24 protein-coding genes and 1 tRNA gene are annotated in these 25,086 nt (G+C 64.6%); 15 read left to right on the top strand and 10 right to left on the bottom strand.

Annotation, left to right across the window (positions count from 1 at the left end; translation table 11 throughout):
• Nucleotides 1-37: 37 nt before the first annotated feature.
• Entirely contained in the window at nt 38-1,276 is a 1,239-nt protein-coding gene (locus PNO31109_RS05570; RefSeq protein ID WP_174966279.1) for an ABC transporter substrate-binding protein, read from the bottom strand.
• 187 nt (nt 1,277-1,463) lie between these two features.
• Between PNO31109_RS05570 and PNO31109_RS05575 the strand changes: the two genes are divergently transcribed.
• Nucleotides 1,464-2,423 (top strand): LysR family transcriptional regulator, encoded by a 960-nt coding sequence (locus tag PNO31109_RS05575; protein WP_150554841.1) that lies wholly within the window; start codon nt 1,464-1,466, stop codon nt 2,421-2,423.
• Here the strand turns inward: PNO31109_RS05575 and PNO31109_RS05580 are convergent, their stop codons facing one another.
• On the bottom strand, nt 2,424-3,323 hold the full coding sequence (locus PNO31109_RS05580; protein WP_150554842.1) for a LysR family transcriptional regulator: 900 nt from the start codon (nt 3,321-3,323) through the stop codon (nt 2,424-2,426).
• 199 nt (nt 3,324-3,522) lie between these two features.
• Here PNO31109_RS05580 and PNO31109_RS05585 point away from each other — a divergent pair, with 199 nt between their 5' ends.
• Nucleotides 3,523-4,752 (top strand): MFS transporter, encoded by a 1,230-nt coding sequence (locus tag PNO31109_RS05585; protein WP_150554644.1) that lies wholly within the window; start codon nt 3,523-3,525, stop codon nt 4,750-4,752.
• A gap of 83 nt (nt 4,753-4,835) precedes the next feature.
• On the opposite strand, the gene PNO31109_RS05590 is transcribed toward PNO31109_RS05585, so the two are convergent.
• Together PNO31109_RS05590 and PNO31109_RS05595 are read right to left on the bottom strand one after the other, a co-directional pair.
• Nucleotides 4,836-5,693: an arylamine N-acetyltransferase family protein gene (locus tag PNO31109_RS05590; RefSeq protein ID WP_150554645.1), complete on the bottom strand. Its 858-nt coding sequence runs from the start codon at nt 5,691-5,693 to the stop codon at nt 4,836-4,838.
• A gap of 231 nt (nt 5,694-5,924) precedes the next feature.
• Nucleotides 5,925-6,458, bottom strand: coding sequence for a glyoxalase superfamily protein (locus PNO31109_RS05595; protein ID WP_150554646.1), 534 nt, complete (start codon nt 6,456-6,458; stop codon nt 5,925-5,927).
• Between the two features lie 360 nt (nt 6,459-6,818).
• Here PNO31109_RS05595 and zapE point away from each other — a divergent pair, with 360 nt between their 5' ends.
• From zapE to PNO31109_RS05615, 4 genes are all read left to right on the top strand, one after another.
• Nucleotides 6,819-7,922 carry a cell division protein ZapE gene (gene zapE, locus PNO31109_RS05600; protein WP_150554647.1) on the top strand — a complete coding sequence of 368 codons (1,104 nt, stop codon included), beginning with the start codon at nt 6,819-6,821 and terminating at the stop codon, nt 7,920-7,922.
• A gap of 265 nt (nt 7,923-8,187) precedes the next feature.
• Entirely contained in the window at nt 8,188-9,261 is a 1,074-nt protein-coding gene (locus PNO31109_RS05605) for a hypothetical protein (protein WP_150554648.1), read from the top strand.
• A gap of 236 nt (nt 9,262-9,497) precedes the next feature.
• Nucleotides 9,498-9,725: a hypothetical protein gene (locus PNO31109_RS05610; RefSeq protein WP_147284595.1), complete on the top strand. Its 228-nt coding sequence runs from the start codon at nt 9,498-9,500 to the stop codon at nt 9,723-9,725.
• A 253-nt stretch (nt 9,726-9,978) separates the two neighbouring features.
• Complete coding sequence (locus tag PNO31109_RS05615) at nt 9,979-10,593, top strand: pyridoxamine 5'-phosphate oxidase family protein (protein ID WP_150554649.1); 615 nt, start codon at nt 9,979-9,981, stop codon at nt 10,591-10,593.
• A gap of 126 nt (nt 10,594-10,719) precedes the next feature.
• Here PNO31109_RS05615 and ggt read toward each other — a convergent pair whose 3' ends face one another.
• Nucleotides 10,720-12,462 (bottom strand): gamma-glutamyltransferase, encoded by a 1,743-nt coding sequence (gene ggt, locus PNO31109_RS05620; RefSeq protein WP_370749838.1) that lies wholly within the window; start codon nt 12,460-12,462, stop codon nt 10,720-10,722.
• Between the two features lie 621 nt (nt 12,463-13,083).
• Between ggt and PNO31109_RS05625 the strand changes: the two genes are divergently transcribed.
• Together PNO31109_RS05625 and PNO31109_RS05630 are read left to right on the top strand one after the other, a co-directional pair.
• A tRNA-Gly gene (locus PNO31109_RS05625) sits at nt 13,084-13,157 on the top strand.
• A 239-nt stretch (nt 13,158-13,396) separates the two neighbouring features.
• Complete coding sequence (locus tag PNO31109_RS05630; RefSeq protein WP_062737768.1) at nt 13,397-15,322, top strand: tyrosine-type recombinase/integrase; 1,926 nt, start codon at nt 13,397-13,399, stop codon at nt 15,320-15,322.
• Between the two features lie 27 nt (nt 15,323-15,349).
• Here the strand turns inward: PNO31109_RS05630 and PNO31109_RS05635 are convergent, their stop codons facing one another.
• A complete protein-coding gene (locus PNO31109_RS05635) occupies nt 15,350-15,973 on the bottom strand; it encodes a LysR family substrate-binding domain-containing protein (protein WP_150554650.1) in 624 nt (207 codons plus the stop codon).
• 104 nt (nt 15,974-16,077) lie between these two features.
• Here PNO31109_RS05635 and PNO31109_RS05640 point away from each other — a divergent pair, with 104 nt between their 5' ends.
• From PNO31109_RS05640 to PNO31109_RS05655, 4 genes are all read left to right on the top strand, one after another.
• Nucleotides 16,078-16,377 (top strand): helix-turn-helix domain-containing protein, encoded by a 300-nt coding sequence (locus PNO31109_RS05640; RefSeq protein ID WP_046741836.1) that lies wholly within the window; start codon nt 16,078-16,080, stop codon nt 16,375-16,377.
• A 120-nt stretch (nt 16,378-16,497) separates the two neighbouring features.
• Nucleotides 16,498-16,947 (top strand): Rrf2 family transcriptional regulator, encoded by a 450-nt coding sequence (locus PNO31109_RS05645; protein WP_032972743.1) that lies wholly within the window; start codon nt 16,498-16,500, stop codon nt 16,945-16,947.
• The gene (locus PNO31109_RS05650) at nt 16,944-17,867 is read left to right on the top strand and encodes an NAD(P)/FAD-dependent oxidoreductase (protein WP_150554651.1); all 924 of its coding nucleotides are present in this window, start codon (nt 16,944-16,946) and stop codon (nt 17,865-17,867) included. Before PNO31109_RS05645 ends, PNO31109_RS05650 begins: the two co-directional genes overlap by 4 nt.
• On the top strand, nt 17,864-18,538 hold the full coding sequence (locus PNO31109_RS05655) for a class I SAM-dependent methyltransferase (protein WP_150554652.1): 675 nt from the start codon (nt 17,864-17,866) through the stop codon (nt 18,536-18,538). Before PNO31109_RS05650 ends, PNO31109_RS05655 begins: the two co-directional genes overlap by 4 nt.
• Before the next feature lie 65 nt (nt 18,539-18,603).
• Here PNO31109_RS05655 and mobH read toward each other — a convergent pair whose 3' ends face one another.
• Complete coding sequence (gene mobH / locus PNO31109_RS05660; protein ID WP_032972518.1) at nt 18,604-20,400, bottom strand: MobH family relaxase; 1,797 nt, start codon at nt 20,398-20,400, stop codon at nt 18,604-18,606.
• Between the two features lie 331 nt (nt 20,401-20,731).
• Between mobH and PNO31109_RS05665 the strand changes: the two genes are divergently transcribed.
• Genes PNO31109_RS05665 through PNO31109_RS05675 form a run of 3 tightly spaced genes read left to right on the top strand, consistent with a single transcriptional unit; the run spans nt 20,732 to nt 21,791 of the window.
• Nucleotides 20,732-20,950: an AbrB/MazE/SpoVT family DNA-binding domain-containing protein gene (locus PNO31109_RS05665; protein WP_150554653.1), complete on the top strand. Its 219-nt coding sequence runs from the start codon at nt 20,732-20,734 to the stop codon at nt 20,948-20,950.
• Entirely contained in the window at nt 20,950-21,363 is a 414-nt protein-coding gene (locus tag PNO31109_RS05670; protein WP_150554654.1) for a putative toxin-antitoxin system toxin component, PIN family, read from the top strand. Before PNO31109_RS05665 ends, PNO31109_RS05670 begins: the two co-directional genes overlap by 1 nt.
• Nucleotides 21,364-21,419: 56 nt before the next feature.
• The gene (locus PNO31109_RS05675; protein ID WP_150554655.1) at nt 21,420-21,791 is read left to right on the top strand and encodes a DUF3742 family protein; all 372 of its coding nucleotides are present in this window, start codon (nt 21,420-21,422) and stop codon (nt 21,789-21,791) included.
• 14 nt (nt 21,792-21,805) lie between these two features.
• Here the strand turns inward: PNO31109_RS05675 and PNO31109_RS05680 are convergent, their stop codons facing one another.
• Genes PNO31109_RS05680 through PNO31109_RS05690 form a run of 3 tightly spaced genes read right to left on the bottom strand, consistent with a single transcriptional unit; the run spans nt 21,806 to nt 25,084 of the window.
• A complete protein-coding gene (locus PNO31109_RS05680) occupies nt 21,806-23,329 on the bottom strand; it encodes a conjugal transfer protein TraG N-terminal domain-containing protein (protein ID WP_150554656.1) in 1,524 nt (507 codons plus the stop codon).
• A 13-nt stretch (nt 23,330-23,342) separates the two neighbouring features.
• Nucleotides 23,343-23,693, bottom strand: a complete 351-nt coding sequence (locus PNO31109_RS05685; RefSeq protein ID WP_150554657.1) for a hypothetical protein — start codon at nt 23,691-23,693, stop codon at nt 23,343-23,345.
• Nucleotides 23,690-25,084 carry an integrating conjugative element protein gene (locus PNO31109_RS05690; RefSeq protein ID WP_150554658.1) on the bottom strand — a complete coding sequence of 465 codons (1,395 nt, stop codon included), beginning with the start codon at nt 25,082-25,084 and terminating at the stop codon, nt 23,690-23,692. The genes PNO31109_RS05685 and PNO31109_RS05690 overlap by 4 nt, the downstream gene beginning before the upstream one ends.
• Between the last annotated feature and the right edge of the window lie 2 nt (nt 25,085-25,086).

Consider the following 25,086-nt stretch of genomic DNA (forward strand, 5'->3'; position numbering starts at 1 on the left):
GGCGCGAGCCCTGCTGCCGCGTTCACTTCGACCGCACTCACTTCGCCGCCGCACTCGTCTTCACGAGCGCGCAGGTGGACTTCGAGAGCGGCTGGAACGCTTCGGTCGCGGGCACCGTGCCGACCTTGGTGTAGTAGTCCCACGGGCCCTTGGACTCGGCCGGCGACTTCACGCGGAACAGATACATGTCGTGAATCACGCGACCGTCGGGGCGGATCGAGGCGTTGTGCATGATCGGATCGCGAATCGGCATTTCGCGCATCTTTTGTGCGACGGTCTTGGCATCGACGCTCTTGGTCGCCGCCACGGCGCGCAGGTAATGCAGCACGCTCGAATACACGCCGGCCTGTACCATCGTCGGCTTCAGGTCCTTGTACTTCTTCTGGAAGCGGGCCGACCAGGCGCGCGAGGCGTCGTCGTAGTCCCAATAGAAGCCGTCCGTGAACATCAGGCCCTGAGCCGTGTTCAGCCCGAGCGCATGGACGTCGGAGAGGAACACCAGCAAGGCGGCAAGCTTCTGGCCGCGCTGCACGATGCCGAATTCGCGCGCCTGCTTGAGCACGTTCACGGTGTCCTGACCGCCGTTGGCGAGCGCCACGACCTGCGCCTTCGAGCTTTGCGCCTGCAGCAGGAACGACGCATAGTCAGACGCATTGAGCGGATGGCGCGACTGCCCGACCACCGTGCCGCCAAGCGCCTTCACGTTATCAGCGGCGTCCTTCTCCAGCGAATGGCCGAAGGCGTAGTCCACGGTGATGAAGTACCACGACTTGCCGCCGTTCGCGACAATGGCGCGCGCCGTGGCGGCGGATTGCGAATACGTGTCGAACATCCAGTGAAAGCCGGTCGGGGAGCAGTCTTCGTTGGTCAGACGCGTGGTCGCGGGGCCGGAGAACAGTGCGATCTTCTGCTTGTCCATGGCCAGCTTCTGCACGGCGAGCGCCGCCGCGGAGTTGGTCAGGTCGGCGATTGCGTCGACGTTGTCGCGATCGAACCACTCGCGCGCCTTGTTGGCGGCGACGTCGGCCTTGTTCTGGTTGTCGGCCGAGACCAGCTCGATCTTCATGCCCTTGCACTCGGCGGCCAGGCAGTCGTCGATGGCCATCTGCGCCGCGACGACCGAGCCCGCACCGCCCATCGCCGAATACGTCCCCGACATGTCCGTGAGCACCGCCACCTTCACCGGACGATCCGGCAACTGCGCCATGCCGCTTGCCGACATCACCCCCAAGCCCGCGCCGAGTCCCAGCGCGAGCAGCCACGGCTTGATCTTCATCGCTTTGTCTCCTTCAGGTCCTTTCAGGTCTCTTATGCTTTCGTCGCCATCGTCTATGCGCGGCGCTCATAAATTGTATTTGTGCGAATTTGCTTTACATAGCGCAAATGTGCATCTAATTTGTGCACAAATGCACATAGGAGACCGGGCGATGACCCGCAAGACAACAACGCGGCCGGCGAGCGCGATGGGCGTGGCCGGCAGTTCGAACGGCCCGGGCGCCGAGCCGCGCCCGGACTGGGACGACCTTCGCTACTTTCTCGAAGTGGCGCGCACGCAGCGCGTGAGTGCGGCGTCGCAGCGGCTCGGCGTGGACCACACGACCGTCTCACGGCGCGTGCGCGCGCTGGAGCAGGCGCTCGGCACACTGCTCTTCGACAAGTCTCGCAACGCGGGTTACGCGCTCACGCCCGAGGGCCAGCAACTGCTCGTCCATGCCGAGCAGATGGAGAGCACGCTGCAGTCCGCCTGCGAACAGGTCGCCGGGCTGGGGCAGACGCTTTCCGGCCACGTTCGCATCGGCTCGACGGAGGCCTTCGGCACTTATTTCGTCACGCCGGTGCTCTCGCGTTTTCAGCGGGAGTACCCCGCCATCGACTTCGACGTGCTTCCCGTGCCGCGCTTCGTGAGTCTGTCCAAGCGCGAGGCCGATCTGGCCATCACCATCGAGCGCCCGCAGCGCGGCCCATACGTGTGCAGCAAGCTGTGCGACTATCGCCTGCAGCTCTACGCCACGCCGGGCTATCTCGCGCAGTACGGAGACGTGCGCGCGTTCGCCGATCTCGCCGGGCGTCGCTTCATCAGCTATGTGGACGAGCTTTCGTTCAGCAACGAGCTGCGGTATCTGGAAGACGTGGTACCCGGCTGCGACGTGGTGCTGCGCAGCACGAGCGTTATCGCGCAATACCAGGCCGCGCTGCAGGGCGAAGCGCTCGCGATCCTGCCGTGCTTCATGGCCGCGCAGGACCCCCGCCTCGTGCCGCTGCTCGCCGACGAGGTGGTCGTCACGCGCAGCTTCTGGATCTACTGCCACGAAGAGCTGCGCACGCTCAAGCGAATAACGGTGCTGTGGGATTACCTGCGCGACGCCGCCCAACGCAACGACGCGCTGCTGCAAGGCCGCGCCGGGCAGCTGAAGTGGGACTGATCAGCGAATCTTGCGCTGCTCGTTGTCAATGACGGTGGGAATCGCCGCGCGCATCGCCTCGATGAACCGTCGCAGGCGCGCGGGATAGTACTTCGCGTATGGGTAGATGATGTACATCGGCAACGCCGTCGTGCGCCATTGCGGGACAAGCTGGACCAGCCGGCCCTGCGCAACGTCCTCCGCCATCACCCACGACGAGCAGACGCCAACGCCCAGACCTCGCAATGCGGCACTGCGCAATGCATACAGGTTGTCGGTACTCATGCGTGGATCGAATGTCACGCGCACGGTTTCGTGTGTCGTCTGGTGCGTGAGCGTGATCTCGTTGCGATAGAAGGTAGTGAGCGAGAGCCACGGCAGCGAGGCCAGCTCGGACGGATGCTCCGGCGCCGCCCTGCCAGCCAGCAGCGTCGGCGACGCCGCCACGATACGCGGCACGTCGGTAAGGGAGATCGCCACGTTGGCGCCATCGCGCAATTCGCCCACGTGGATGGCACAGTCGATGCCTTCGGCAATGAAGTCGGGCTCCCGGTCCTGAAGGAACCAGTGGACCTTCATGCCGGTATAGCGTTCCAGAAAATCCGCGAGCGGCCCGATCAGCATTTCCTGCCCGAAGGCGTGCGGGGCGAGCACGCGCAGCGTGCCTTCGGGGTCGTCGCCCGTGCCGCGCAGGTCCGCTTCGAAGGCTTCCCAGTTCGTCACCAGTTCCTTCGCGCGCGCAAAGCAACGTTCGCCGTCCTCGGTGAGCTTCATGTGGTGCGTGGAACGTTGCAGCAGGCGCAGCCCGAGCGAGCGTTCGAGCATCTGCAGACGCCGGCTGACGGTGGGCTGCGTGGTGCCCAGCAGCGCCGCGGCCGCCGAGAGGCTGCCCGCCTCCACGATGCGCACGAACGTCTGCATCAGCTCGACGCGATCGGCGCCGGTGCCGCGGACGGTGCCGGCTTCCCGGCTGTCCGGGACGTCCACGGATACGGCCAGAGGGCGGCGATGAGGATCTGTCATACGTCTCACGTATAAAGGTTGTACGGATTATAGGTCTACCGCTGCACCGCACCAAGCGAGACACTACGCCCCGTACTTTCCTATTGGAGCCTCCCGCATGAGTTCCGCTCAGCTTTCCACCGCCGGTCAGGCCGCAACGCGGCCGCAGCCGGCGCTTTCCGCCCGTCTGATCCTGCTGCTCGCCACCGGCACGGGACTGACCGTGGCGTCGCTGTACTACGCCCAACCGATGCTCGGCATCATGACCGACGACATCCATGCGGCCAATACGACTGTCGGCTGGGTGCCGACGCTCACTCAGCTCGGCTACGCGCTGGGCATCCTGTTGCTGGTGCCGCTGGGCGACATCATCGACCGCCGTCGCATCGTGCTGGTCAAGGGCGCGATTCTGACACTCGCGCTGCTCGTTGCCGCCGTCTCTCCGGGGATCGGCACATTGCTCGTCGCGAGCCTGGCGATCGGACTGACCGCGACGATGGCGCAGGACATCGTGCCGGCAGCGGCGTCGATCGCACCGGAGTCGATTCGCGGACGTGTCGTCGGCACCGTGATGACCGGCCTGCTGCTGGGCATTCTGCTCTCGCGGGTGGTGTCGGGCTTTGTCGCGGAGAACTTCGGTTGGCGCGCGATGTATGTCGTCGCGGCAGTCAGCGTGGCCGCGTTCGGCGTGGTGGCATGGCGCAGCCTGCCTTCGTTCCATCCCACGACACAGATGAGCTACGGCCAGTTGATCGGCTCGATCGCGAGCCTGTGGAAGCGCCACCCGGCCTTGCGTCGTGCGGCATTCGCGCAGGGACTGCTGTCGGTGGGTTTCAGCGCGTTCTGGTCCACGCTGGCGGTGATGCTGCACGAAGCGCCGTTCCACCTTGGCGCGGCCGCTGCCGGGGCCTTTGGCCTGGCGGGTGCGGCCGGTGCGCTCGGCGCGCCGCTGGCCGGGCGTATCGCCGATCGCAAGGGTCCGCAGATCGTGACGCGTCTCGGCGCCGGCCTGGTCGCGGTCTCGTTTGCCGCGATGCTGCTCGCGCCGATGCTCGGCGCCCATGCGCAGTTGTGGCTCATCGGGCTGGCCGCCATTGGCTTCGACCTGGGTGTGCAGGTGGCGCTGGTGTCGCACCAGACCATTGTCTACGGCATCGAGCCGGCCGCTCGCAGCCGTCTGAATGCCGTGCTCTTCGTGGGCGTGTTCATCGGCATGTCGATCGGAGCATTGCTCGGCGCGCAGGCCCTGGCGCACTGGGGCTGGACGGGCGTCGCGTCGCTCGCCACGCTGGCCGCGCTGGGTGCACTTACCGTGCGGATGTGGCCCGGTACGAGCGCCGCGCACTGATGCACTGATTCGCGCTTCGGCAACGCAACGAGAAGGCCGCTTCCCTCGGGAAGCGGCCATTTTTTTGCGACGTGTCGCGGCGCTCAGCGAGCGGACTTCGCCGCCCCCTCCTGCGCGCGCTCGAACAGTTCTTGGGCGTCGATGCCATCGAGCGAGAGGCCAAAGCGCTCGCTCAGGATCTGCGCGAGTTGCGCTGCCGAGGCGATGTCGGTCTCGGCGACGACCTCGCCTTGCGACGAGCGCTCGATCAGCCGCGTGTCGAGCAGCGCGATGCGTCCTTGCGGCAGCACGCGGCAGGCCATCAGGTGCTGCCGGAAAATCGACTCGGGCGCGCTCGACGTGTACCAGTTGCCCAGCTTGTAGTCGATCCACTCGGCAGGGCGCGGCGTGAAGCGATAGACCGGCAGCCACTTTCCGGACGACTGCACGCTCAGACGGTACTCGCTCACGGGCGCGTCGTCCCCGGTGCGCACGGTGTCGAGCTGCAGCGTCTCGAGCACGGTCGACTGCGGCTGTGTCGAATGCAATCGCAGCGGCGCCGTCAGCGTGACCGAGCCGAAGCCGACGTCGACCAGCCACGCCTGGCCGTCGAGGTCGACGCGCAGCAGCATGTGCGTGAGCGGCGCTTCAGCGTCGAAGGTTCGCCCCCATGCCACGCGGCCGATGAGCGGCGTCACCCGAAAGCCGAGATGCGCGAGGACGTTCGCAAACAGCGTGTTGTGCTCGAAGCAGTAGCCGCCGCGCTCCCGGTCCACCAGCTTGGCCGCGACCGAGGGCAGATCGACCTCGACCGGGCGGCCCCGGATCGGGTCGAGATTCTCGAACGGGATGGCGCGCGGGTGGAGTGCGTGCACGGCGCGCAGGACGTCGAGCGTCGCGGCACGCGGGCCGGTGTAGCCGATGCGCTGAAAATAGCGCTCCGGATCGAAGGGACGGGACATGGCGGGCAGCCTTTCACGGAGTGCGGACATACGCAGAGCCCATACGTTAGCGCATTAGCGCGATGCGCGGGCAAAGCCCCGCGGCTGCCCGCGGGATTGCGGCACGGCGCCCGGCGGGCGAAGGCGGCCGGGGCAAGGCCCCAAGACTGGCGGCAGGCGCACACACGCGCACACACGCGCACACTCACCGCATCGTTACGCCGTTGCGCAGCCTGCGGCATGCGGTGGCGATCAGTCCTCGGCTTCGCAGAAACGAATGTGGTTGTTGAACGGATCGGTCACCGTCATCTGCTTGCCCCAGTCGAGTTCTTCGATGCCGGGGTTCATGTTCGGGTAACGCTTGCCGCTCAGCTCGCGCTGATAAGCCTCCACGCCGCGCATGTACACGAACGTCGTGGCGCCCGGGCTGGCGTCGCCGAAATGGCCGGACAGATGCAGTGTCATGCCGGCGCGCGAAACCTGGCAATACAGCGGTAGACCATCGGCGAAGCGATGCTCCCAGTCGAGCTGGAAGCCGAGAAAGTCCACGTAGAATTCGCGCGCCTTGGCTTCGTCGAAGATGCGGTGAATTGGCGCGACGGTGTCGAACGCGATGCCGTCGTTCGCCGCGCAGGCGAGTTTTGCGGCGAGCACGTTCCAGTCCGCAAAGCCGAACTGCGCGGCTACGGACTCGAGTGCCTGTGCATGAGAGATGCCGATACCCTCGCGCGCGAGACGTTCGCGCAGGGATTTGGCCATGATTTTGGCGTCGAGATAGGTTCGCATGTTTGCCATCCTTGGTTACGTTCGGCGACGACGGATACGATCAGTGCTCGCGTTGCTGATGCGCGTCGCCTGCTAAACGGGACGGACATGCGACCTGCGATGCTTTCACCGTGCCCGGCAAGCGGGTGCGAGCGGCAGGCAGCATCGGCCTTGGCCGCGATTCTAGCAGCAAGCGCAGCCGGCGCCGCGACACTGCGCAATACCGCCCGGACGCCCCAATGCGACGCCCCAACGCGATGCCAAAATGCGATGGCTGCACGCCGAATTCCGCATTGGCCGCGGCCACCGCGCACCGGTATAGTGGCGCAGGCCGAACGGCGCTGCATGCGCCGCTTACCGTTCCGATGGAGTCCGCCTTTCATGATCGATGCCGAGCGCGTAATGCAGGCGCTGGCCGCGCGCCACATTAGCCCCGACGCCCGTCAACGCGACGCCCTGGCCGCCCTCTCTGCCCTTTCTGCCCTTTCTGCGCTCTCTGCCCTGGCCCGCCTGGGCGCTTCCAGCGGCAAATGCGACGGCAAACGCGACGGCGAACGCGGCGGCAACTACGGCGGCGTCTATTGCCACGGCTTGCCCGGACGCGGCAAGAGCCTCATCGTCGACACGGCGTTTGCCGTGGCGGCATGCGAGAAGCGTCGCGTGCATTTTCACGAATTCCTGCGCGACGTCCACCGTCAGCTCGTGCGCGAGCCGAAGTGCGACGATCGCCTTGCTGCCGTCTTCCATCGCTGGCTCAGTGGTGTCGAACTGCTCTGCTTCGACGAATTCCATGTGCACGACATCGCCGACGCTTTGCTCATCGGCCGCTTTCTCGACATCGCACTCTCGCGCGGCGTGCGGCTGGTGCTCACATCGAACTATGCGCCGCAGCAATTGCTGCCCGCCCCCGAATTCCACGCGCGTTTCGAGCCGACGATCTCCGTGATCCTGCAACGCTTTGCCATCGTCCATTTCGACGGCGCCACCGACTATCGGACCGGCGGCGAGCCCGCGCAGCTACCGCGCTGGATCGCGCCGCTCGAACTCGCCCGTGAGGCGCTGCCCGAACACTATGCCGCGATCGAGGGCATGCCGGCGGGCGCCCCCACGGAGGTCTCGCTCGCCGGCCGCGCCCTGTGGGCACGCAGCGCGGGCGAGCGAGTGCTATGGGCCGACTTCGACGCGCTGTGTGTGGCACACCGCTCGCATCTCGACTACCTCGCGCTGGCGCAACGGTGGTCGGCGCTCATCGTCGACGAACTGCGTGTCGAGCGATTGCGGCGTCCTGATACGCTGCAGCGTTTTCTCTGGCTGGTGGACATCTGCTACGACCGTCAGTGCTCCTTGCTGATCGCCTCGGACGCGCCGCTCATCCCCGCCCTGGACGCGCTGAGCGATCGGCGCGATCTGTCGCGCACGATCAGCCGTCTCGCCGAGATGGGTTCGCGCGATTACGAACGCCGCACGCTCGTGCTCCCGCGCTGAGAACGCGGTTTGCCCCGCATCGCGATCCACCCGCCCTGTGCCAGAGCACCGAAATTCCGAAACCGGGTACATCCATGGCGCGCAAGCACGGCGAAGCGTTCGAACGGCTCGGACACGCAGGCGGTGGTGTCGCCGCCAAAATGCCCGCCCCACGTCGTTAATCCATTAAATAATTCCGGGCGGTTGCCGTTATGCCTCTGGCGGTTTGGCCGAAATTTGCAGACCGAAGGCGCTTTTTTACGTCAAACCCTCGCCACCGCGACGGATGTCGTCGGCCATGAACGCGCGGGGGTGTCGTTACCGAGAGACAGCGAAAAATACGAAACTGAGCATTCGATATGCCATTGCGGCGGCATGGCTTTGCACCCTCCTGGCCGGCTGCGAAGACTCGGAAATTGGCAAGGTCAAAGCTGCCGATCTTCCTGGGGACCGGACGCAGACCTACGGCTCGGCACTGTCGGAGCGTGGGGCTTGCAAGCGCGTCAGTTGGAAAACATTCAAGGACGAACGCAACCGATCCGCGGTGGAATACCGCTGCGAGCTCAATGACGCGGTTTCCGAGTTGAACAAGGTCCGCGACGCGCAAATCGAAGACATCAACGGCTATCTGAAGGCCGCTACCGAAAACCTGAGCAACGCCATTGACGGCGCCGCCGGGGATGCCGCCCGTTACGCCAGGCTTCTGGACGAAAAGAAGGCGGAGCTCCAGCAAATCGACGAGAAGATCCAAGCGCAGACGGCCGGCATGGATGGCCCGCAAGCGTTGCGAGCGCAGCAGGTGCTCGGCGATGCCCGCGCCTATGCCGCCTCTCAGGTGCAGCGCTATCAGGCCGAACTGGACAAGGCGAACGCCGGTGAGACTGCGGCGTCGTTGAAAGGCTCGTTGAAGCGCTACCAGGACCAATACGCCAACAGCATTGCGAATCTCCACAGAAAGTACGATGGCGTGAAGTCGGTGACGGAAGTGATCCAGTGGGTTGTGAAGGACAGCGACGTGTTCCCCGTCTATTTTGGTTTCGATATCGATTCGGACCTAGGGAAGCAGCGTACCGACATATCGGCCCAATTCGCGGCACACCTGCGGCAGATCGTCAGGAACCGCGGTCAGGCGTATGTGGCCCTCGTCGCCCCGACCGTGCTTGCCGGTGTTCCCGCCACCACCGACAAAGTGCCGGCGCCGACGCCTGTCACGGGCACGAATTCGGGGACGGCGGTGGCCGGCCAGGCATGCTACGACGCGAAGCTCAAGGAGTTCCGAAGCGCGATCGGAGAGGAAGCGCCGGTCAGCAACGACATGATGAACGAGTGGCGAGGCCAGTGCGGGATCGCGCCCGCCTGAACGGGCTACGGGCCGGCCGCCTCTGCCATAGCGCCGGCCATCGCCCGCTGCCGAAGCGGTGCGGGCGGCCGACGGCGGGTCGCGCGGCACATGCGTTGCGCGCGCGACGGTCGCGCCTTCCGAATTCCCTGTCTCCCGACATCGGGAATTCGGTTGCCCGTCGCGCGCAAGCCGTTTTGTTCTGGTGTTTGACCGGCGCGTGCTAGCATGAGGCAAAAGAGGTAGGAGTTTGTCACATGCCAACACAGATGTATAAGCAATACGGGAAGCGAACGTATACGATTCGAGTCGCGCCCAACGGGGTTTCGGGCTGGAGAGCCGTAGCATCGGTCGGCCATATGGAAGGCGGCGTGTTCTTCACCGACTTTTCCAAAATCACCGGCCTTTCGGGATATTCGGCAGACGACGCATGGGTCCGGGCCGAAGCGCAAGTCCTGACATTCATCGACAAGATCGACAGCTAGCCGGTTGCCCGCGGTTTGTTCGCCTTTAGTCCGCCTTAGTCCGCCTTATTCGGTCTTTAGTCGGCCTTTAGTCGGCCTTTAGTCGACCTTTATGCCGCCTTTATTCGGCAGTTGGCCGCCGTTTGTCTGCCGGTTATCGGCCAATCATCGGCCGTCTACCCGCCGTTTTGCGCGAGCACATTGAGGCAAACGGCACGTCGTCCCGAAATCGCCCGCGGGTTTCGAGCGGTTTCGACACTTGCGAGAGCGTGGTATGAATCACGAAATTGACAGCGTGGAACAGCTCGAAGCGATTTACGGCGAACCGAGCGAACGCGCGCTGTGGAAGGAACTGAATTACCTCAACGAAGACTATCAGGCCTTCGTGAAGGCAAGCCCTTTCGTGGTATTGGCGTCCGTCGGTGATCGAGGTACCGATTGCTCTCCGAAAGGGGATCCGGCGGGATTCGTTCAAATCCTGGACGAGAGAACACTCGTGATTCCGGATCGGCCGGGCAATAACCGCATCGACAACCTTCGCAACATCATTGCCGACCCGCGCGTCTCACTGCTCTTTCTGATTCCGGGTGTTGGCGAGACGCTGCGCGTCAACGGACGCGCGCGCATCTGCGTCGATCCCGCCTTGGTCTCCCGCTTCGAAATCAACGGCAAATTGCCGAGAACGGTTATCGTGGTCTCGGTCGACAGCGTGTATTTCCATTGCGCCAAAGCGATCGTCCGTTCCCGGCTTTGGGACAAGGAAACCCAGATTCCCCGCGACGCGCTGCCAAGCACAGGCGCAATGCACCGACGCCTGAGCGGCGGCCATTTCGATGGGGACGCCTACGATCGAAATCTGCCGCAGCATACGGCGGACGGGTTGTATTGAGGGGCAGGCAAGGCGGGCGAGTAGCGCGCAGCCCCCGCCCGGACAGGCCGCCCGGCTCATGGCCGAGCGGTTTCGTCGCACTGCCGTGCCCCGCACTACGACCGCGCGTTCAATGACAGGCGCCCGTCAGTAGCCGGCAGCCAGGCCGTCCCCGCGCGGGTCCGCCGCACCGCGCAACACGCCGGTGGAGGCATCGACCTGAATCACGCCGGCGTGTCCCATCGTATCGGTGAATTTCTCGACAACCTTTACCGGATGACCGCGGCGCTTGAGTTCGTCTGCGACCGTTGCTGGGACGCGCGACTCGATCTTGAGATCGTTCGATGAGACGCCCCACGTCCGGCCGTACAGCCACCGCGGGGCGTTGATCGCATCTTGCGGCGACATCCCGAAGTCGACCATGCGCGTGACGATCGCCGCCTGCGTCTGCGGCTGGCCCTCGCCGCCCATCGTTCCGTAGACGAGGAAAGGTTTGCCGTCCTTGAGCAACATTGCCGGATTGAGCGTATGGAAGGTTCGCTTGTTCGGCGCGAGATGGTTGACGTGGTTCGGATCGAGCGAGAAGAACGAGCCGCGGTTTTGCAACAACACTCCCGTGCCTGCAGGCACGATGCCGGAGCCGAAGTCGTAGTAGATGCTCTGGATCAGCGAGGCGGCGTTGCCATCGTTGTCGACGACACCGAACCATACGGTGTCCCCCTTCGGGTCCATCGGCCTTACGTCGTTGTCGGCCTTGCGCATATCAATGCGCGCGGCCTGCGCCTTCGCGTGCCGCACGGACAACAAGTCGGCCAGGGGTATCCTGACGAAGTCGGGGTCGGAGAGATATTTGTCCCGGTCCGCGAACGCCTGCTTGGTCGCCTCGACAAGCAGATGGTAGTAGTCGGCGGACCCTTCGCCCAGCGACTTCACATCGTATTGATTGAGGATGTTGAGAATCTCGAGCGAAGCGAAGCCCTGCGTGTTGGGCGGGAAATTGTAGACTTGGAAACCGCGGTACGTTACCGAAATGGGTTGAACCCAGTCCGCATGATGCTTCGCGAAGTCGCGGCGCGTGAGCATGCCCCCGTTCGCCTGCAGTTCCGTGACGATCTTCTCGGCGATTTCGCCTTTGTAGAACGCGTCGGCGCCGTTATCGGCGATGAGCGTCAGCGAGCGCGCCAGATCGGGCTGTTTCAGGATGTCACCGACTCGATACGGCGAGCCGTCGGGTCTGAGAAACGTCCGCCGGAAGCCCTCGAACTGTTGGAGATTGCGATACACCTTGTCGGAGACGTCGACGTTGACGGCTTCCCACTTCGCGACGGAAGGTGTGACGACGAAACCGTCTCTGGCATAGGTGATGGCGTCGCGCAGCAGATCCTTCCACGGCAGGCTCCGGCGCATTGTCTCGTGCGCGTATCGGTATGCCTCACTCCATCCGGACACGGCGCCGGGGACCGTATTGACCGAAAGATAGCCGCGGGAAGGAATCGTGCCCAGCCCCTTGTCCCGATAGAACTTGATGGTGGCGTTTTCGCCCGCCCGGCCGCTTGCGTTCAATGCGCGAAGTTCTTTCGTTCTGGCGTTGTAAATCAGCCAGAAATTATCGCCGCCGATAGTATTCATCTGCGGATAGACGACGGCAATGGTCGATGCGACGGCTATCGCTGCATCGACGGCATTCCCTCCTCGCCGGAGCACATCAAGACCGGCTTGCGTGGCGAGGTAGTTTGACGAAGTGACCATGCCATTTGTCGCCATCGGGTTTGTGCATTGGGCCGGTGTCTCGCAATACGCCCCGGTCGACTCGGCCGCGCTGGCTGCCGCACAGAACGTCAAGGCCCCCACCGCCATCCAGGTGCGCGCGTACAGAAAAATGCCGTCCATTTACGTCCCCCCTTTTTTAAATTGCTATTGCTGGATAAACCATCTCCTTTGCAAAACGGGGTTAGATATATCAGACTAAAAATCCAAAGAAATCCGCAATGCTACGCGACATCTCTACGCAAAAACACTTATCGCAGGCGCATATCAGGAAAGCGCATTTATGAGGTGATTTCGTTCGAAATCTGTGATGCGAGAAACGACATTGACAAAAATCCGTTGTGGAAAGTCGTTAAACCGGCGGAAATGAAATGGAAGGGCTGACCAGATTCCCGCGCCTAGTACGGCGGTCCGATCACATTCCTGATGGAAAGCGAGTTGTGGCCTCGCGTGATGCGAATCGGGGCGATGTCTGTCTTAGACGTTCCGCCGATCCCGGCTCTTCACTTCTACGGCGAAATCCACGACAAACAAACGCATGGTTAATGCTGAAATCGCTTATATCGCAAGCTACTGGGAGGCGTGACCAAGAAAGCCTGAACACCGCCTGAAACCAGACCGAGGGAATCGCAAAAAGCGCCTGCGATGGGACTCGGTCCCCGAACTCTCATCCCAAAATCGCACCTGACAACGCCACGCACGGATTGCCAAACACCCCCAACCCCGCGTAAAATGGCGCTCTTCGCGGGCGTCGTATAATGGTAATACCCTAGCTTCCCAAGCTAGAGCCGTGGGTTCGATTCCCATCGCCCGCTCCACTTCGACTTTCCATGGTGTTCCAAGGACGTCCATGGAGTGTTGCAAGTCATTGTCACGGTTCGGTTTTTTCGGAAAACCCGTTCCAGTGACGTCCAGCGAAATCCACTGACAGCCGGTCAAAACCGGTACATTAGGTGGTACATCGCAATGCGGAGCTTCCCAGTTCCGCATTGTTGCTGGGGGAGCCGGGGCCCGATGGGAAACATGGCACTCAACTCGCTTTCAAGGAGTTGGGATCATGCTTTCGGACCTCACGGTTCGCCAGGCCAAGGCGACCGGCAAACCGTACACCCTGGCCGACACAGACGGCCTTTCCCTCTTTGTTTCAGCCACCGGTGCAAAGGCGTGGCACTTCCGCTTCTCGTGGGGCGGCAAGCGCGACCGCATGTCCTTCGGCACGTATCCAGCGCTCTCGCTGAAGGACGCCCGTGCGCTTCGCGATGAAGCCCGCTCGCTGCTCGCCAAGGGCGTCAATCCGCACAGCGAACGCAAGCGCAGGCGGCACGCGATCGTCCTGGCCGGCGAGCACACCTTCATGGCCGTCTACGAGCAATGGCTGGCCCATCGCCGGCTCTCGCTGGAGGAAGGACGGCAGACCAGCCTTGAACAGATCGGGCGCGTCTTCAAGAAAGACGTGTTCCCCTCGCTGCGGCACCTGACCATCTACGAGATCACCCGCGCACACCTGCTGGACATCATCGGCAAGGTGGAAAAGCGCGGCTCGCTGTCGGTGGCCGAGAAGCTGAGGACCTGGTTCACCCAGTTGTTCACCTACGCCACGGTGGCGATTCCCAACATGGGCGATAACCCGTCCAGGGACCTGGAAGTGGTCGCGCTGCCATTGCCGCCGGTCGAACACAACCCGTTCCTGCGCATGCACGAGCTGCCAGTCATGCTGCAGACACTGCGCAAGTACCGCGGGCGCCTGAACACGCAGTTGGGCTTGCGGCTGTTGATGCTCACCGGTGTGCGCACTGGCGAGTTGCGCTTCGCCACGCCCGATCAGTTCGACCTCGACCGGGGCCTGTGGATCATCCCGGTGGCCAGGCTCAAGCAGCGCAAGCTGCTCACCAGGAAGAAGCGCAAGCGTCTCATCGACATCCCGCCCTACATCGTGCCGCTGTCGGTGCAGGCGCAGGAGATCGTTCGCCACCTGCTCGACAACTTCAAGCCGGCCCAGGTCTACCTGATCCCGGGCGACTGGTGCCTCAAGCATCCCGTCAGCGAGAACACGTTTAACGGGGCGCTCAAGCGCATGGGCTACGAGGACCAGCTGACCGGCCACGGCATCCGTGCCACGATCTCGACGGCGCTGAACGAACTCGGGTACCCGAAGAAATGGGTGGACGCCCAGCTCTCGCATGCCGACCCGGACAGGATCAGCGCGACCTACAACCATGCCGAATACGTCGAGCAGCGCCGCGTCATGATGCAGGACTGGGCCGATCGCCTGGACCTGTTCGAGCAGAACCAGGTCGAGGTTGCCAGCCGGCATCTGACCATCACGCTCCAGGGCCTGCCGACCATCGCCGGCCAGGCGGCCGCGCAGCCGCCGGTGGTCGACCTCTCCGCGCCGCAACTGATCGTGACCGCGCCGGCGCCCGGCCAACCCGAAGCGCCGGCATCGGTGCAGCGGCTGTCGGCCGTGCGCATGCCCGAGTACGCACGGCCGCGCCTGTCGGAGGTGCAGCGCGAACGCCAGCAAGTGCTGGAGACCTTCGAGGCGCCGCACAACCTCTCAGTGGCGGACTACGCCAGGCTCGCGGGCAAGTCGCGCCGCTGGATCACCTACGAGATCCAGGCCGGCAACCTGCTGTCGATCCACATGGGGCATCGCGGGCAGCGAGTGCCAGACTGGCAGCTCGATCCGCTCAAGCGCAGGCTGGTCCAGTCCGTGCTGAAGCAACTGCCACGGGGCATCGACACCTGGGACATCTACCACGCACTCCTGCGCTCGTACGAGGCGCTCGGGACACGGCCGGCCATCGAAGCCGTCAACCCAACGAACCTGCACCTTGCCGCGCGGCTGGTGGCCGCACAGTGCACGCAGGCGAGCGAGCCAGTCGTGACGACCGAGTTCCCTGAGCCGGTCCGGCAAAGCGTGCAGCGGCTGGTGCGCGAAGCCGTCGCTGCCGATGCCGCCGAAGCGACGGCCGGAGATTGATCAAGCCAGGGTCGCGCCGAGGTTCGGTCAGGCGCTTGCCTGGAGCGCTTGGAAAAACGGCTCCAGGTGGGTGCTGTCCGTACTACGACGGCTCAGGAAGTACGTGGTGAGCGTCAGCGCGCCCTCTTGCAAGGGACGCTGGACAACGCCAAGGGAACGATGACCCTCGATGCGGGCGGCGGGTGCGAGGCAGACGCCGTAGCCGGCGGCCACCAAGGTCATCATCAACCCGAACGATGTGGCCGTCGTGACGGCCGAGGGAACGACGCCGGCCGCCGTCAGCAGTGAGTCGATCTGCCCGCAGTAGCCCACACAGCCGCGCCCATCCAGGGCGATCCAAGGGTGGTCGGCCGCCTGCTCCAGGGACACTGACGCAAAGGCCAGCAAGGGGTGATGGGCCGACACGGCCAATGCCAGCGCGTCGCGCCAGACGGGGCGGACATCGATGCCTTCAGGTGCTGCGGGCGACTGGCAGAGGCCTGCCTCGAAGGCCCCCGTGAGCAGTCCTCGATGCAGATCCTCCAGGCGTTCTTCATGAAGGCGAATGGGGTGGTTCGGATGGCGCCGGCGATGTTCCGCCATCGGCACCGACAACCGGGGATAGGCCAGGCAGTCCGACAGGGCAATGTTCAAGGGATCGGGAGCGATCATCGTGTCACCTGCACAACGCCGACACTGGAAAAAACCGGGCGCGACCGGTCGATGAGATAAGTTTAACGTGGTTTAGATTCGCTTTGCGCGTGACGCTTCTGTTGATGCAGAAGCGATCGGTGCAACGCGGGAGACCCGCAGGGACAAGAACCTATGAAAGCGAGCCAGCGCGCGCTTTCGGCGTTGCCGTGCGCGAGGCACGGACTGCGCAGGGGCTTGCCCAGGAGGTGCTCGCGGAACAGGCGGGCATCGCCCGGTCGCACATGGGCAAGATCGAGCGCGGCGAGCACATGCCCACGCTGGTGTTGATCCTGCGGATCGCGAAGGGGCTGGGGTGCTCGGCCGCGACGCTGATGGCCGCGACCGAGGCGCAACTGTCCGAGGAAGAGAGCGGCACCGAATAGCCATGCCGTCGTGGCGGTGAGGTGTCAACAACGTTCTTGTACGTCAAGGCTGTGACTTGCCAGGTGTTCATTGCCACCTCGCATTTGACACGCGGCCTTTTTCGTAACATCATTTGTTTCATGAAAAGAGACAGCCGCCTCTCGTCTGTCCTGCATGCGCTGCTGCACATGGCCGAGCAGGATGGACCCGTTACCTCGGAAACCTTGGCGCTGTGCCTGGGAACCAACCCGGTCGTCGTTCGACGCACGATGGGATACCTGCGGCAAGCGGGAATCGTCACCTCCGAACGAGGCCACGCAGGAGGATGGCGTATCCACGCCGACCTTGGCAGCGTCACCCTGCGTCAGTTGCACGAAGCCCTGGGAGAGCCGGCGACGTTTGCCATCGGCAACCGCAACGAGACACCGGAGTGTCTGGTCGAGCAGACGGTCAATGCGGCACTCGAAGGCACGTTTGCCGAAGCCGAGGCGCTGCTGCTCACGCGGTTTTCGGAAATCACCCTTGCCGATCTGGCCTCTGACTTCGCACGCCGGCATGCGGCCTTACGACACTCAAGGAATAAATCATGAATCACGACGTGATCGTCGTCGGCGGAAGCTACTCAGGCATGGCCGCGACCCTGCAACTGGTGCGCGCACGCAGGTCAGTGCTGGTGATCGATGCGGGCCAGCGGCGCAACCGCTTCGCCAGCCATTCACACGGATTTCTCGGCCAGGATGGTGTGCCGCCAGGTGAAATCGCTGCAAACGCACGCCGCCAGCTCGAGGCCTATCCAACGCTGACCTGGCTTGAAGGTCGGGTGGAAGCGGTCGCCGGGCAGGCGGACGAATTCACCGTCACGACGGCCGATGGCGAGTCGCACCTGGGGCGACGCATTCTATTGGCGACGGGGGTGACCGACCAGCTTCCAGCCATCGACGGACTCGCGCAACGCTGGGGGAAGACGGTTTTTCACTGCCCGTACTGCCATGGCTATGAACTTGGACAGGGACGCATCGGCATCGTCGGTGCCAGCCCGATGTCGATCCATCAGGCTGAGCTGCTGACGGATTGGGGGGATGTCACCTTGCTCGTCAACGGTGCATTGGAACTCAACGAGGAAATCAGGTCCACTTTGGAACGCCGAGGCGTGGTCATCGACGAGGCCCGCATCGACAGGATCGAGGGACATGCCGACGTGACGATGGTGGATGGGAGGCGACTGAGCTTTGCGGGCCTGTTTGTTGTAACGCGAACCGCCCCCTCCAGCCCTTTGGCCGAGACGATCGGTTGTGCGCTGGAAGAAACGCCCATGGGCATCCAGATCCGCACGGATGCCGAGAGCAAGACCTCGGTGCCTGGGGTCTTTGCCTGCGGCGACGCGGCACGGTTTCCTCATTCGGTGTCGCTGGCCGTGGGCAACGGGGCCATGGCCGGTGCCCAGATTCACCGATCACTGCTTTGGCCCGAGACCATCGAGCCAGCGCAAGCGGAAGGCCGCGCTCGATGACCTCGTTCTCCGACCCGACGGCTGTATCCGGTTATGCGGAAAGAACCGCGAGGATCGTGCCGGGCCTTCGCGACCTGCACCGGATGGCGGGTGTGCTGCTGGCCGAACACGCGCCGGCCGACGCGCGCATCCTGGTGCTCGGCGCCGGCGGCGGGCTGGAACTGAAGGTCCTCGCCGGAATGCAGCCCGGCTGGCAGTTCGACGGCGTCGATCCCTCCGCAGAGATGCTCGAACTCGCCCGCAAGATCCTGGGCTCGATGGTGTCTCGCGTGTGCTTGCACGAGGGCTATATCGACAGCGCCCCCAAGGGGCCCTTCGATGGCGCGACCTGCCTGCTGACATTGCATTTCCTGCCGCCAGCCGAGCGCCTGAAGACGCTGCAGCAGATGCACCTGCGACTCAAGCCCGGTGCGCCCCTTGTCGTCGCGCACCACAGCTTTCCCGGCGAAGATCCCGGTCGGGACAGATGGCTCTCGCGCAATGCGGCGTTCGCGGCTACTTCCGGCGTACCCGTGCGTCAAGCCGAAGGCAGCATCGCGGCGATCAAGGAACGGCTGCCCGTGCTTTCGCCCGTGCAGGATGTCGATCTGCTCCGCGAGGCTGGATTCACGGACATCGACCTTTTCTATTGCGCGTTCACCTTCAAGGGTTGGGTCGCCCATCGAGCATGAGGGGGTATCGACGATGCAAGACATAGGGTCGGCAGGTGCGCTGCCCGTGTGTGGCGAGGAGACTCCTAGCCGCGCGCCAGGGACAGGTAGGGGTTGTCCGGCGGGACTTCCGCGAACAATGCCGAAGGCGCCGCCAACAGATAGCCGTGCAACCGCCGCGACTTGCGCGGTCCTGTGACATCGCAGGTCCAGATGTTCAGGCCGCTGTCCTGTTTGCGGTGCAGCCCCAGCTTCTCGAAGCGCTTTTGCACCCATTGCCAGTCGTGCAGATCGTCCTGTCGGGCCAGCGCCTGGATCTCCGGATGTTCCTGCACGTAGCGCTGGAAGACGCCGGGGCTGACCAGGTACGCCGTGCCATCGACGGTATGCACCAGTGCCTTCGCATCGTTGATGATGAGCTTGCGCGACTCGATGCCTTGCCTGAGCCAGGCGATGAAGGCTTCCCCGGACGGCGTGGCCTTCGCGGGAGCCGGCATCGTGGCAGGACCGGTCAGCGCCGAATGGGTCACTGTCACAGTTGCTCCGGCGGATGGTGACGGCGGTTCCGCGCTGGCGGACGATGCACCGGCGGTGGCTGCGTCGGACGCATCGAGCATCGACAGCAGATCGGAGACCGGGTCCGCGAGCCCGGCCGGGGAATCCGCCACCCCAGGGGGCGGTGAGGTGGCCGGGATGCCGTCGGAGCCCGGCGCTGCCTCATCGCCAGGGAGGGGCTCTTCCGTCGTGACCGTGCCGGCGAACGGTGCGGGACGCTCGCCCGACTCCCAGATCAAGGCCGGCGACAGGCGCAGGAAGGTAAAGCTGTGCGACCAGCCGGTGCCGCTCGTGACGGTCGCCCGCCAGATCGCCTTCCCATCCGGGGCGGGCTGCACGATGCCATGGTCCTGGAGCACCGAGAAGACGGCGGTGTTGTTCGATGGGATGCCTTCGATGCCCTGCGACAGGAGATGCGCGCGCAGTTTGTCGCTGACCGTCTTGCTGACGAGCCAGAGTGCGTCCTGGGTCAGCCATCCATCCGACGGGCCGCCGGGCTGGTTCAGCTTGAACTCCTCGCGCAGCAGGTAGCGCAGGCCATCGAGCAGCTTGCGCTGCAGCGCATGCTTCGGCGCCGCCATGGCCCTGGCCGGATCACCGCCGAGCGCCAGGGCCACCGATGCCTGGTCGGCCTTGACGACCAGCTCGCCCAGCGTGCCGGCATGCTCGTACTGGCCCGCCAGGACGTAGAGCAGCGCCGACCATAGATCGTGGTAGTCGCTCAGCCAGTCGAGGATGCCGGCATCGAGCACACGGGTGTAGAGCAGCCCAGTGGCGGCGCCATGCAGCCGGTACTCGCGATCCGTCCGGTAACGAAAGCGGTACGGCTGCCGCAGCGGCCCGTGCCAGGGGTGCCAGACCAGGCCATCGGCCTGCTCGACGTGCAGGTCGACCGCGATCTTGCCAATGTCGTGCAGCAACGCGGCGTAGGCGGTCCCGGCGGTCCAGGCCTCGGCTTGCGCGGCCTGGGCCTCGGGCGAGGCGCCGGCCGGAAGCAAGTGGGACTGCCTCAGTTTGAGCGCGTAGGCCACGATCTCCAGGCCGTGGTCCAGCATGCCGCCCGGCCAGGCATGGTGATGCGCCTCCGAGGCCGGGAACTGCTGGACCAGCTCGGCGTAGCGCTCCAGTGGCGCCAGGTACAGCGAGCGGAACTGCCGACGCGACAGCGAGGTGCGCTGCCAGATGTGTTCCAGCAATCGCTGCCGGCGCGGCTCCGCCAGCAGCGATGTGGCCGACTGCGGCCGGGTCAACCCTTTGGCAGGCTCGACGGGAGGCGGCGCCGCGGCGTTGGCCAGCGGCACCCGTTTGCGCTGGAACAGCGAAAGCATGGCGGCATCCTGGTGATGGGCTGGCCGGAGGAGCCTTTTGGCCTTTTCGGGTAGGGCCTTTCCCCTTGAGGCCATTCCCTTGCTCCTTCCCCAGCCCTTTGGCCTTCGACAAGCCCTTTGGTATAGGGGCAGTCGGCTTCGTGTGCCGCAATCAATGCGGAGCCCGTGCGCTCCAGGATCGGACGGAACAAGCTCTGTGTTTTCACCGGATCAGGCAGTTTCAACCGGCGCTGAAAGCACGGCAGGCCCTGAAACCCCTGCGCCCGAAGGCATGCTTGTCGAGAATGAAGTAAGGAAGTAAGATTTCCTTTGAAACTTACGGAGGCCTCCCATGCTTGCCAAGCTCACTTCGAAAAATCAGATCACGCTGCCCAAGGCGGCCGTGTCCGGCGTGGATGCGGCGGAGTACTTCGACGTGACCGTCGAGAGCGGCCGGATCATCCTGACGCCGGTGCGGGTCCAGAAGGCCCAGGCCGTGCGCGAGAAGCTGGAGCAACTCGGGATCACCGAGCAGGACGTCGAGGATGCCGTGGCCTGGGCGCGGCGCTGATGCGCAGGGTCGTGCTCGACACCAACATCGTGCTGTCGGCGCTGGTCTTCAATGCAGGACGCCTGGCCTGGATACGCCATGCCTGGCAGCAACAGCAGTTGCAGCCGCTGGTCTGCCGGGAGACGGCCAGTGAACTCCTGCGCGTCCTGGCCTATCCCAAGTTCAAGCTGTCGACCTTGGAACAGCAGGAGTTGCTGGCGGACTTCCTGCCCTACGCCGATGTGGTGGAACTGCCGATGCCATGGCCCGACCTGCCGGCCTGCCGCGACGAGAAGGACCAGGTGTTCCTGGTGCTCGCGCATGTCGGCAAGGCGGATGCGTTGATCACAGGCGATGCGGACATTCTCGCCATGCGAGAGGACTTTCCCGGCTTGATCATGAGCGCCGAAGCATTCGCGGCGCGGCAGGCATGAAGGAGACCGGCACCGCCATGCCCAACGACCGTGGAACGACCATGAGGTAGCCAACCATGAAGCACACCGCAGGCATGACCATCGCAGCGCGACTCGGCCGCTGGCTGGGCGGCGTATGGCGCGGTTGGCTGCGCGCGGAGCGTCGGGTGCATCGATGGCTGATGGCGCAAGGACTGCCGGCGGGCGGTGCAGCGGTGCTGATCTGGGGTGGCAAGCTGGCGACCCTTGGGGTGTTGCTGTACATCGCGGTCTGGGCGGCGCTGTTGCCGGTCGCTCTCGTCGTGGCAGCCAGGATGGCGGAGCAAGCGCCGCAAGGCGACGATGATTTCCTCGGACGCAAGGCCGAAGAGCTGGATCATCGCGAAAGCCTTGCCTACGACCCCATCAACTACAGCGATGACCCAGATCCACGATTCGAAGACGATTGAACCGGCACTTGGAGCTATTTCTGCTTGGCCGCACTGATCATCAAGCCTGCTCCCCTGCCACCAGCTTGTCCGGCATCTCGTGTCCCTGTACTCAATCCTTGAAGCACATTGCCTGCACGGACACCAGCCCAGGCCAGTGCTGCAACCCAGAACGTGGGCAATACCAAGAACATCGTGGCCATCACGAAGTTCAGCAGCATGTCTCCGAAGGCGTTGTTGAGGCCCACCAGCGGATCGAAGTTCGTGTGCGGCCGGTTCCAGCCCCACCCCCAGCCGTAGAGCGCATCGAGGATCGTCGAGTCGATCCAGCGGGCGAGCTGAAACCAGAAATCGGTGAAGAACAGCGCGAACTGCACCACGCTCACCGTGACCACGGCCTTGAGGTCATAGGTGCCAATCAGCAGCACCAGCGGGATGCAGATGACCAGCGCCATTTTGAGCAGGGACAGCACCATCGGCAGCGCCTGCCGCACCACGTCCATCGCCGGGAAATAGCCCAGTGATCCGGCGGTCAGCCCCACGTCGCTGGCGGCGCGCGTGACGATGTTGGGCAGCGTCATGTCGATCTGGCCACCGTAGTCCGTGTAGACCGCCCCCTGGTTGAGCTTCTGTTGCCGAGGGCTCGCGACGGCGCGGATCACCGAGTCGTTGACCTCGGCCTGGCTCAGGAAGCCTGCCCAGCCCGCCAATCGCGTCAGCAGGTTGGGATCGACCTGGGCCAGCAGTCGTGCCCGCAGGCCCTGGCTGCCGTCGGCCCACCACTGCCGGCAGGTCGGGTAGCCGCCCCCGCCGGGCACCTGGGCCAGGCCGGCGTCGCGCGTGGCGTCGAACGGCCAGGCATCGCGCGGTGTCCTGGAGCGGTAGCTGTCGTAGAAGCCGGCGGTGCCGACGAAGTAGCTGGAGCCGATCCAGGTGACGTCGTGCATCTGCTCCTCGCTCAGGCTGGGCCGGGTCATGAACAGCTTGGCGCGGGCGGGGCCGTAGCAGTCTCGGGTGAAGTCGCTGATCTCCTGGGCCAGTACCGGGTCGTCGATGCGGGTCGCGTCGATGTCCATGCGGATCTGCCGCAGGTCGGTGCCGCAGGGAATGGCCGCGACCGAGGCGCCGGTGATCGCGCGCGAGATCGCGTGCATGGCGAACCACCACACCGGCACCTTGGCCGACTGGTTGTTGATCGTGCTGAACGATTGCGACCAGCCGGTATCGGTCGGCTCTGGCACATTTACTTGGCATTGGGTCGAACGCGAACGGTCGTACTTGATGGTGTTGAAATCGACGTCGATGAAGGGGATGCCCGCGAACATGATCACCACGATGGCGACGAAGACGCGGTTCTCGATGCGAGCCGAGGACAGCACGCCCTTGTTGCCTTCGTCCGCGCCTTCCGCGCGGGCCTTCAACCATTCCTGGATGACGATCGCCAGGAACGGGACGGCGAACATGCCGCTGGCGACCAGCACCGACCAGATGCCGTTGTGGACTACCCAGGACACCAGTGTCAGGTAGTACTCCAGGTAGTCGGTGGTGAACAGCGTCATGGCGAACCTCGCGCTACCGTGCCTGCATCAGCAGGCTGGCTTCCAGCGCGATCACGGCGACGATGGACGCAACCTCCGCGCGCAGCAGTCGCTGCCCGGCAGCGCGCTCCGGTTCCCGCGTGCGCAGGCGACGGCGCATCCAGAGCCAACCCCAGGCAGTGATGGCGTAGAGCAACAACCGCCAGACCAGGAAGGCCCCGGATTGCGCCGCCATCCAGCGCTGCCAGCCCTCGATGCCGCCCGCAATGCGGATGCCGACCACATTGACGGCGGTCGCGGCGATCAGCAGCGACACCGCCCACACCAGTACCCGGATGGCACGCCGGCGGGGCAGCCAGCGCGGGCACCGCCCTGCGGCACTCATGGATGGCTTCCGCCGGACGGCGGCCGCTGCAATTCATCGACCCGATTGCGTACCGGGTCGCCCTCGTAGATGCCACGCGCACCGGCGGCGCGGGTGCTGTGGCGCTGGATGATCGCCATCGGCGAGTTGCTGGCCAGTTCGCGGCGCAGCTCCAGCTCTGCCTTCAGGTTGTGAATCTCGCGATCGAGGATGTCGCTTTCGTGGGTGACGGCCTTCTGGGCCAGTTCGTTGGCGGCCACGTTGGGCTCCTTGCGCCCGGTCAGCAGCGTGCGTTGCAGCAGCAGCGCCTTCTCCAGCACGCTGGCCAGCGCAACCTCCGAGGCCAGGCGCCGAGCCAGGATGTCCTGGTCCGTCTCGTCGCGCAGCGCCTCGATCACGCCACGGGTGATGGGCAGCGACGCGCTGCCCGCAGCCTGCAGGTTCTGCGCCGTGGTTGGACGGCTGCCGGCGACCAACTCCTGCAGGGCCTGCAGCTTGTCCTCGTATTCCTCCTGGATCAGCGGGGTCAGGCCAACGCCCGGCGTGGTGACGGTCTTGGTGCATGCATCGCAGGTGCGCTGCTCCTGCTCGCCCAGCACGCGAACGGCCCAGGCTGCGGCGGCATCGGGCGAACTCCAGGTCTGGCAGGCCAGGTTGCCGCCGCAGTTCGCTTGCGGGATCGAACTGGTGTCGCCGACGCCACGGCCGTTGAGCAGGTTGTAGCCGGCGCGGGTCACGTCGCCGACCACGCGCACCGGACGTTGGCCCGCGCCGCCGGCGTTGTCTCCGCCGACCCAAGGAACGCCATTGTTGCCACGGTTCGCCTCGGCGTCGTCGATCGCCGAGACCGCATCGGTGCTCGCGACGGCCTGCTTCAGCGCCATGCCTTCGGCGAGCTGGTCCCAGCCGAGCTGCCCACCCGCCATGTCGGCCATGCGGTTGGCGATGGCACGGCAGGTCAGCTTGCTGCGATCGAAATCCAGCCTGGCTTGCAGCACCCCATTGGTCAGCAGGTTATACAGCCCTGGATCGGCGCGCTGGATGATCAGCGCGGGCAGCGACGCCACGGCAGCGGTGGCGTTCTGGATCACCGAGGACATGATGGCCTGGAAGCCGTTGGTGATGCCGTTCAACTGGTTCTGCAGCGTGGTGGTGATGCTCATGTCGCCACAGATCAGGTTGCTGTTCCAGCCGACGCCAACACCGATGGAGTGCATGTTGGCCGCACCGCTCATGGATACCGCGCGGCCGCCCCCAATGCTGTAGAGCACGTCGTCGCCGATCACGCTGCCCTGATGCTGGACGCCGTACTCGTTGACGCTGGTCTGCGCCCCGGCGCCGGAGCAGCACATTGCTGCAACGGCCAATGCGACGCAAAGAAATCGACGGGCGCTCGGCGGTGGAGTCGTCATGG

It is taken from the genome of Pandoraea nosoerga (genome assembly GCF_902459585.1).
Lineage (GTDB): Bacteria > Pseudomonadota > Gammaproteobacteria > Burkholderiales > Burkholderiaceae > Pandoraea > Pandoraea nosoerga.

Coding starts and splice junctions, on each gene's coding strand:
- PNO31109_RS05570 (WP_174966279.1), bottom strand. CDS start 1,276: ATGAAGATCAAGCCGTGGCTGCTCGCGCTGGGACTCGGCGCGGGCTTG.
- PNO31109_RS05575 (WP_150554841.1), top strand. CDS start 1,464: ATGGGCGTGGCCGGCAGTTCGAACGGCCCGGGCGCCGAGCCGCGCCCG.
- PNO31109_RS05580 (WP_150554842.1), bottom strand. CDS start 3,323: ATGCAGACGTTCGTGCGCATCGTGGAGGCGGGCAGCCTCTCGGCGGCC.
- PNO31109_RS05585 (WP_150554644.1), top strand. CDS start 3,523: ATGAGTTCCGCTCAGCTTTCCACCGCCGGTCAGGCCGCAACGCGGCCG.
- PNO31109_RS05590 (WP_150554645.1), bottom strand. CDS start 5,693: ATGTCCCGTCCCTTCGATCCGGAGCGCTATTTTCAGCGCATCGGCTAC.
- PNO31109_RS05595 (WP_150554646.1), bottom strand. CDS start 6,458: ATGCGAACCTATCTCGACGCCAAAATCATGGCCAAATCCCTGCGCGAA.
- zapE (WP_150554647.1), top strand. CDS start 6,819: ATGATCGATGCCGAGCGCGTAATGCAGGCGCTGGCCGCGCGCCACATT.
- PNO31109_RS05605 (WP_150554648.1), top strand. CDS start 8,188: ATGTCGTCGGCCATGAACGCGCGGGGGTGTCGTTACCGAGAGACAGCG.
- PNO31109_RS05610 (WP_147284595.1), top strand. CDS start 9,498: ATGCCAACACAGATGTATAAGCAATACGGGAAGCGAACGTATACGATT.
- PNO31109_RS05615 (WP_150554649.1), top strand. CDS start 9,979: ATGAATCACGAAATTGACAGCGTGGAACAGCTCGAAGCGATTTACGGC.
- ggt (WP_370749838.1), bottom strand. CDS start 12,462: ATGGACGGCATTTTTCTGTACGCGCGCACCTGGATGGCGGTGGGGGCC.
- PNO31109_RS05630 (WP_062737768.1), top strand. CDS start 13,397: ATGCTTTCGGACCTCACGGTTCGCCAGGCCAAGGCGACCGGCAAACCG.
- PNO31109_RS05635 (WP_150554650.1), bottom strand. CDS start 15,973: ATGATCGCTCCCGATCCCTTGAACATTGCCCTGTCGGACTGCCTGGCC.
- PNO31109_RS05640 (WP_046741836.1), top strand. CDS start 16,078: ATGCAGAAGCGATCGGTGCAACGCGGGAGACCCGCAGGGACAAGAACC.
- PNO31109_RS05645 (WP_032972743.1), top strand. CDS start 16,498: ATGAAAAGAGACAGCCGCCTCTCGTCTGTCCTGCATGCGCTGCTGCAC.
- PNO31109_RS05650 (WP_150554651.1), top strand. CDS start 16,944: ATGAATCACGACGTGATCGTCGTCGGCGGAAGCTACTCAGGCATGGCC.
- PNO31109_RS05655 (WP_150554652.1), top strand. CDS start 17,864: ATGACCTCGTTCTCCGACCCGACGGCTGTATCCGGTTATGCGGAAAGA.
- mobH (WP_032972518.1), bottom strand. CDS start 20,400: ATGCTTTCGCTGTTCCAGCGCAAACGGGTGCCGCTGGCCAACGCCGCG.
- PNO31109_RS05665 (WP_150554653.1), top strand. CDS start 20,732: ATGCTTGCCAAGCTCACTTCGAAAAATCAGATCACGCTGCCCAAGGCG.
- PNO31109_RS05670 (WP_150554654.1), top strand. CDS start 20,950: ATGCGCAGGGTCGTGCTCGACACCAACATCGTGCTGTCGGCGCTGGTC.
- PNO31109_RS05675 (WP_150554655.1), top strand. CDS start 21,420: ATGAAGCACACCGCAGGCATGACCATCGCAGCGCGACTCGGCCGCTGG.
- PNO31109_RS05680 (WP_150554656.1), bottom strand. CDS start 23,329: ATGACGCTGTTCACCACCGACTACCTGGAGTACTACCTGACACTGGTG.
- PNO31109_RS05685 (WP_150554657.1), bottom strand. CDS start 23,693: ATGAGTGCCGCAGGGCGGTGCCCGCGCTGGCTGCCCCGCCGGCGTGCC.
- PNO31109_RS05690 (WP_150554658.1), bottom strand. CDS start 25,084: ATGACGACTCCACCGCCGAGCGCCCGTCGATTTCTTTGCGTCGCATTG.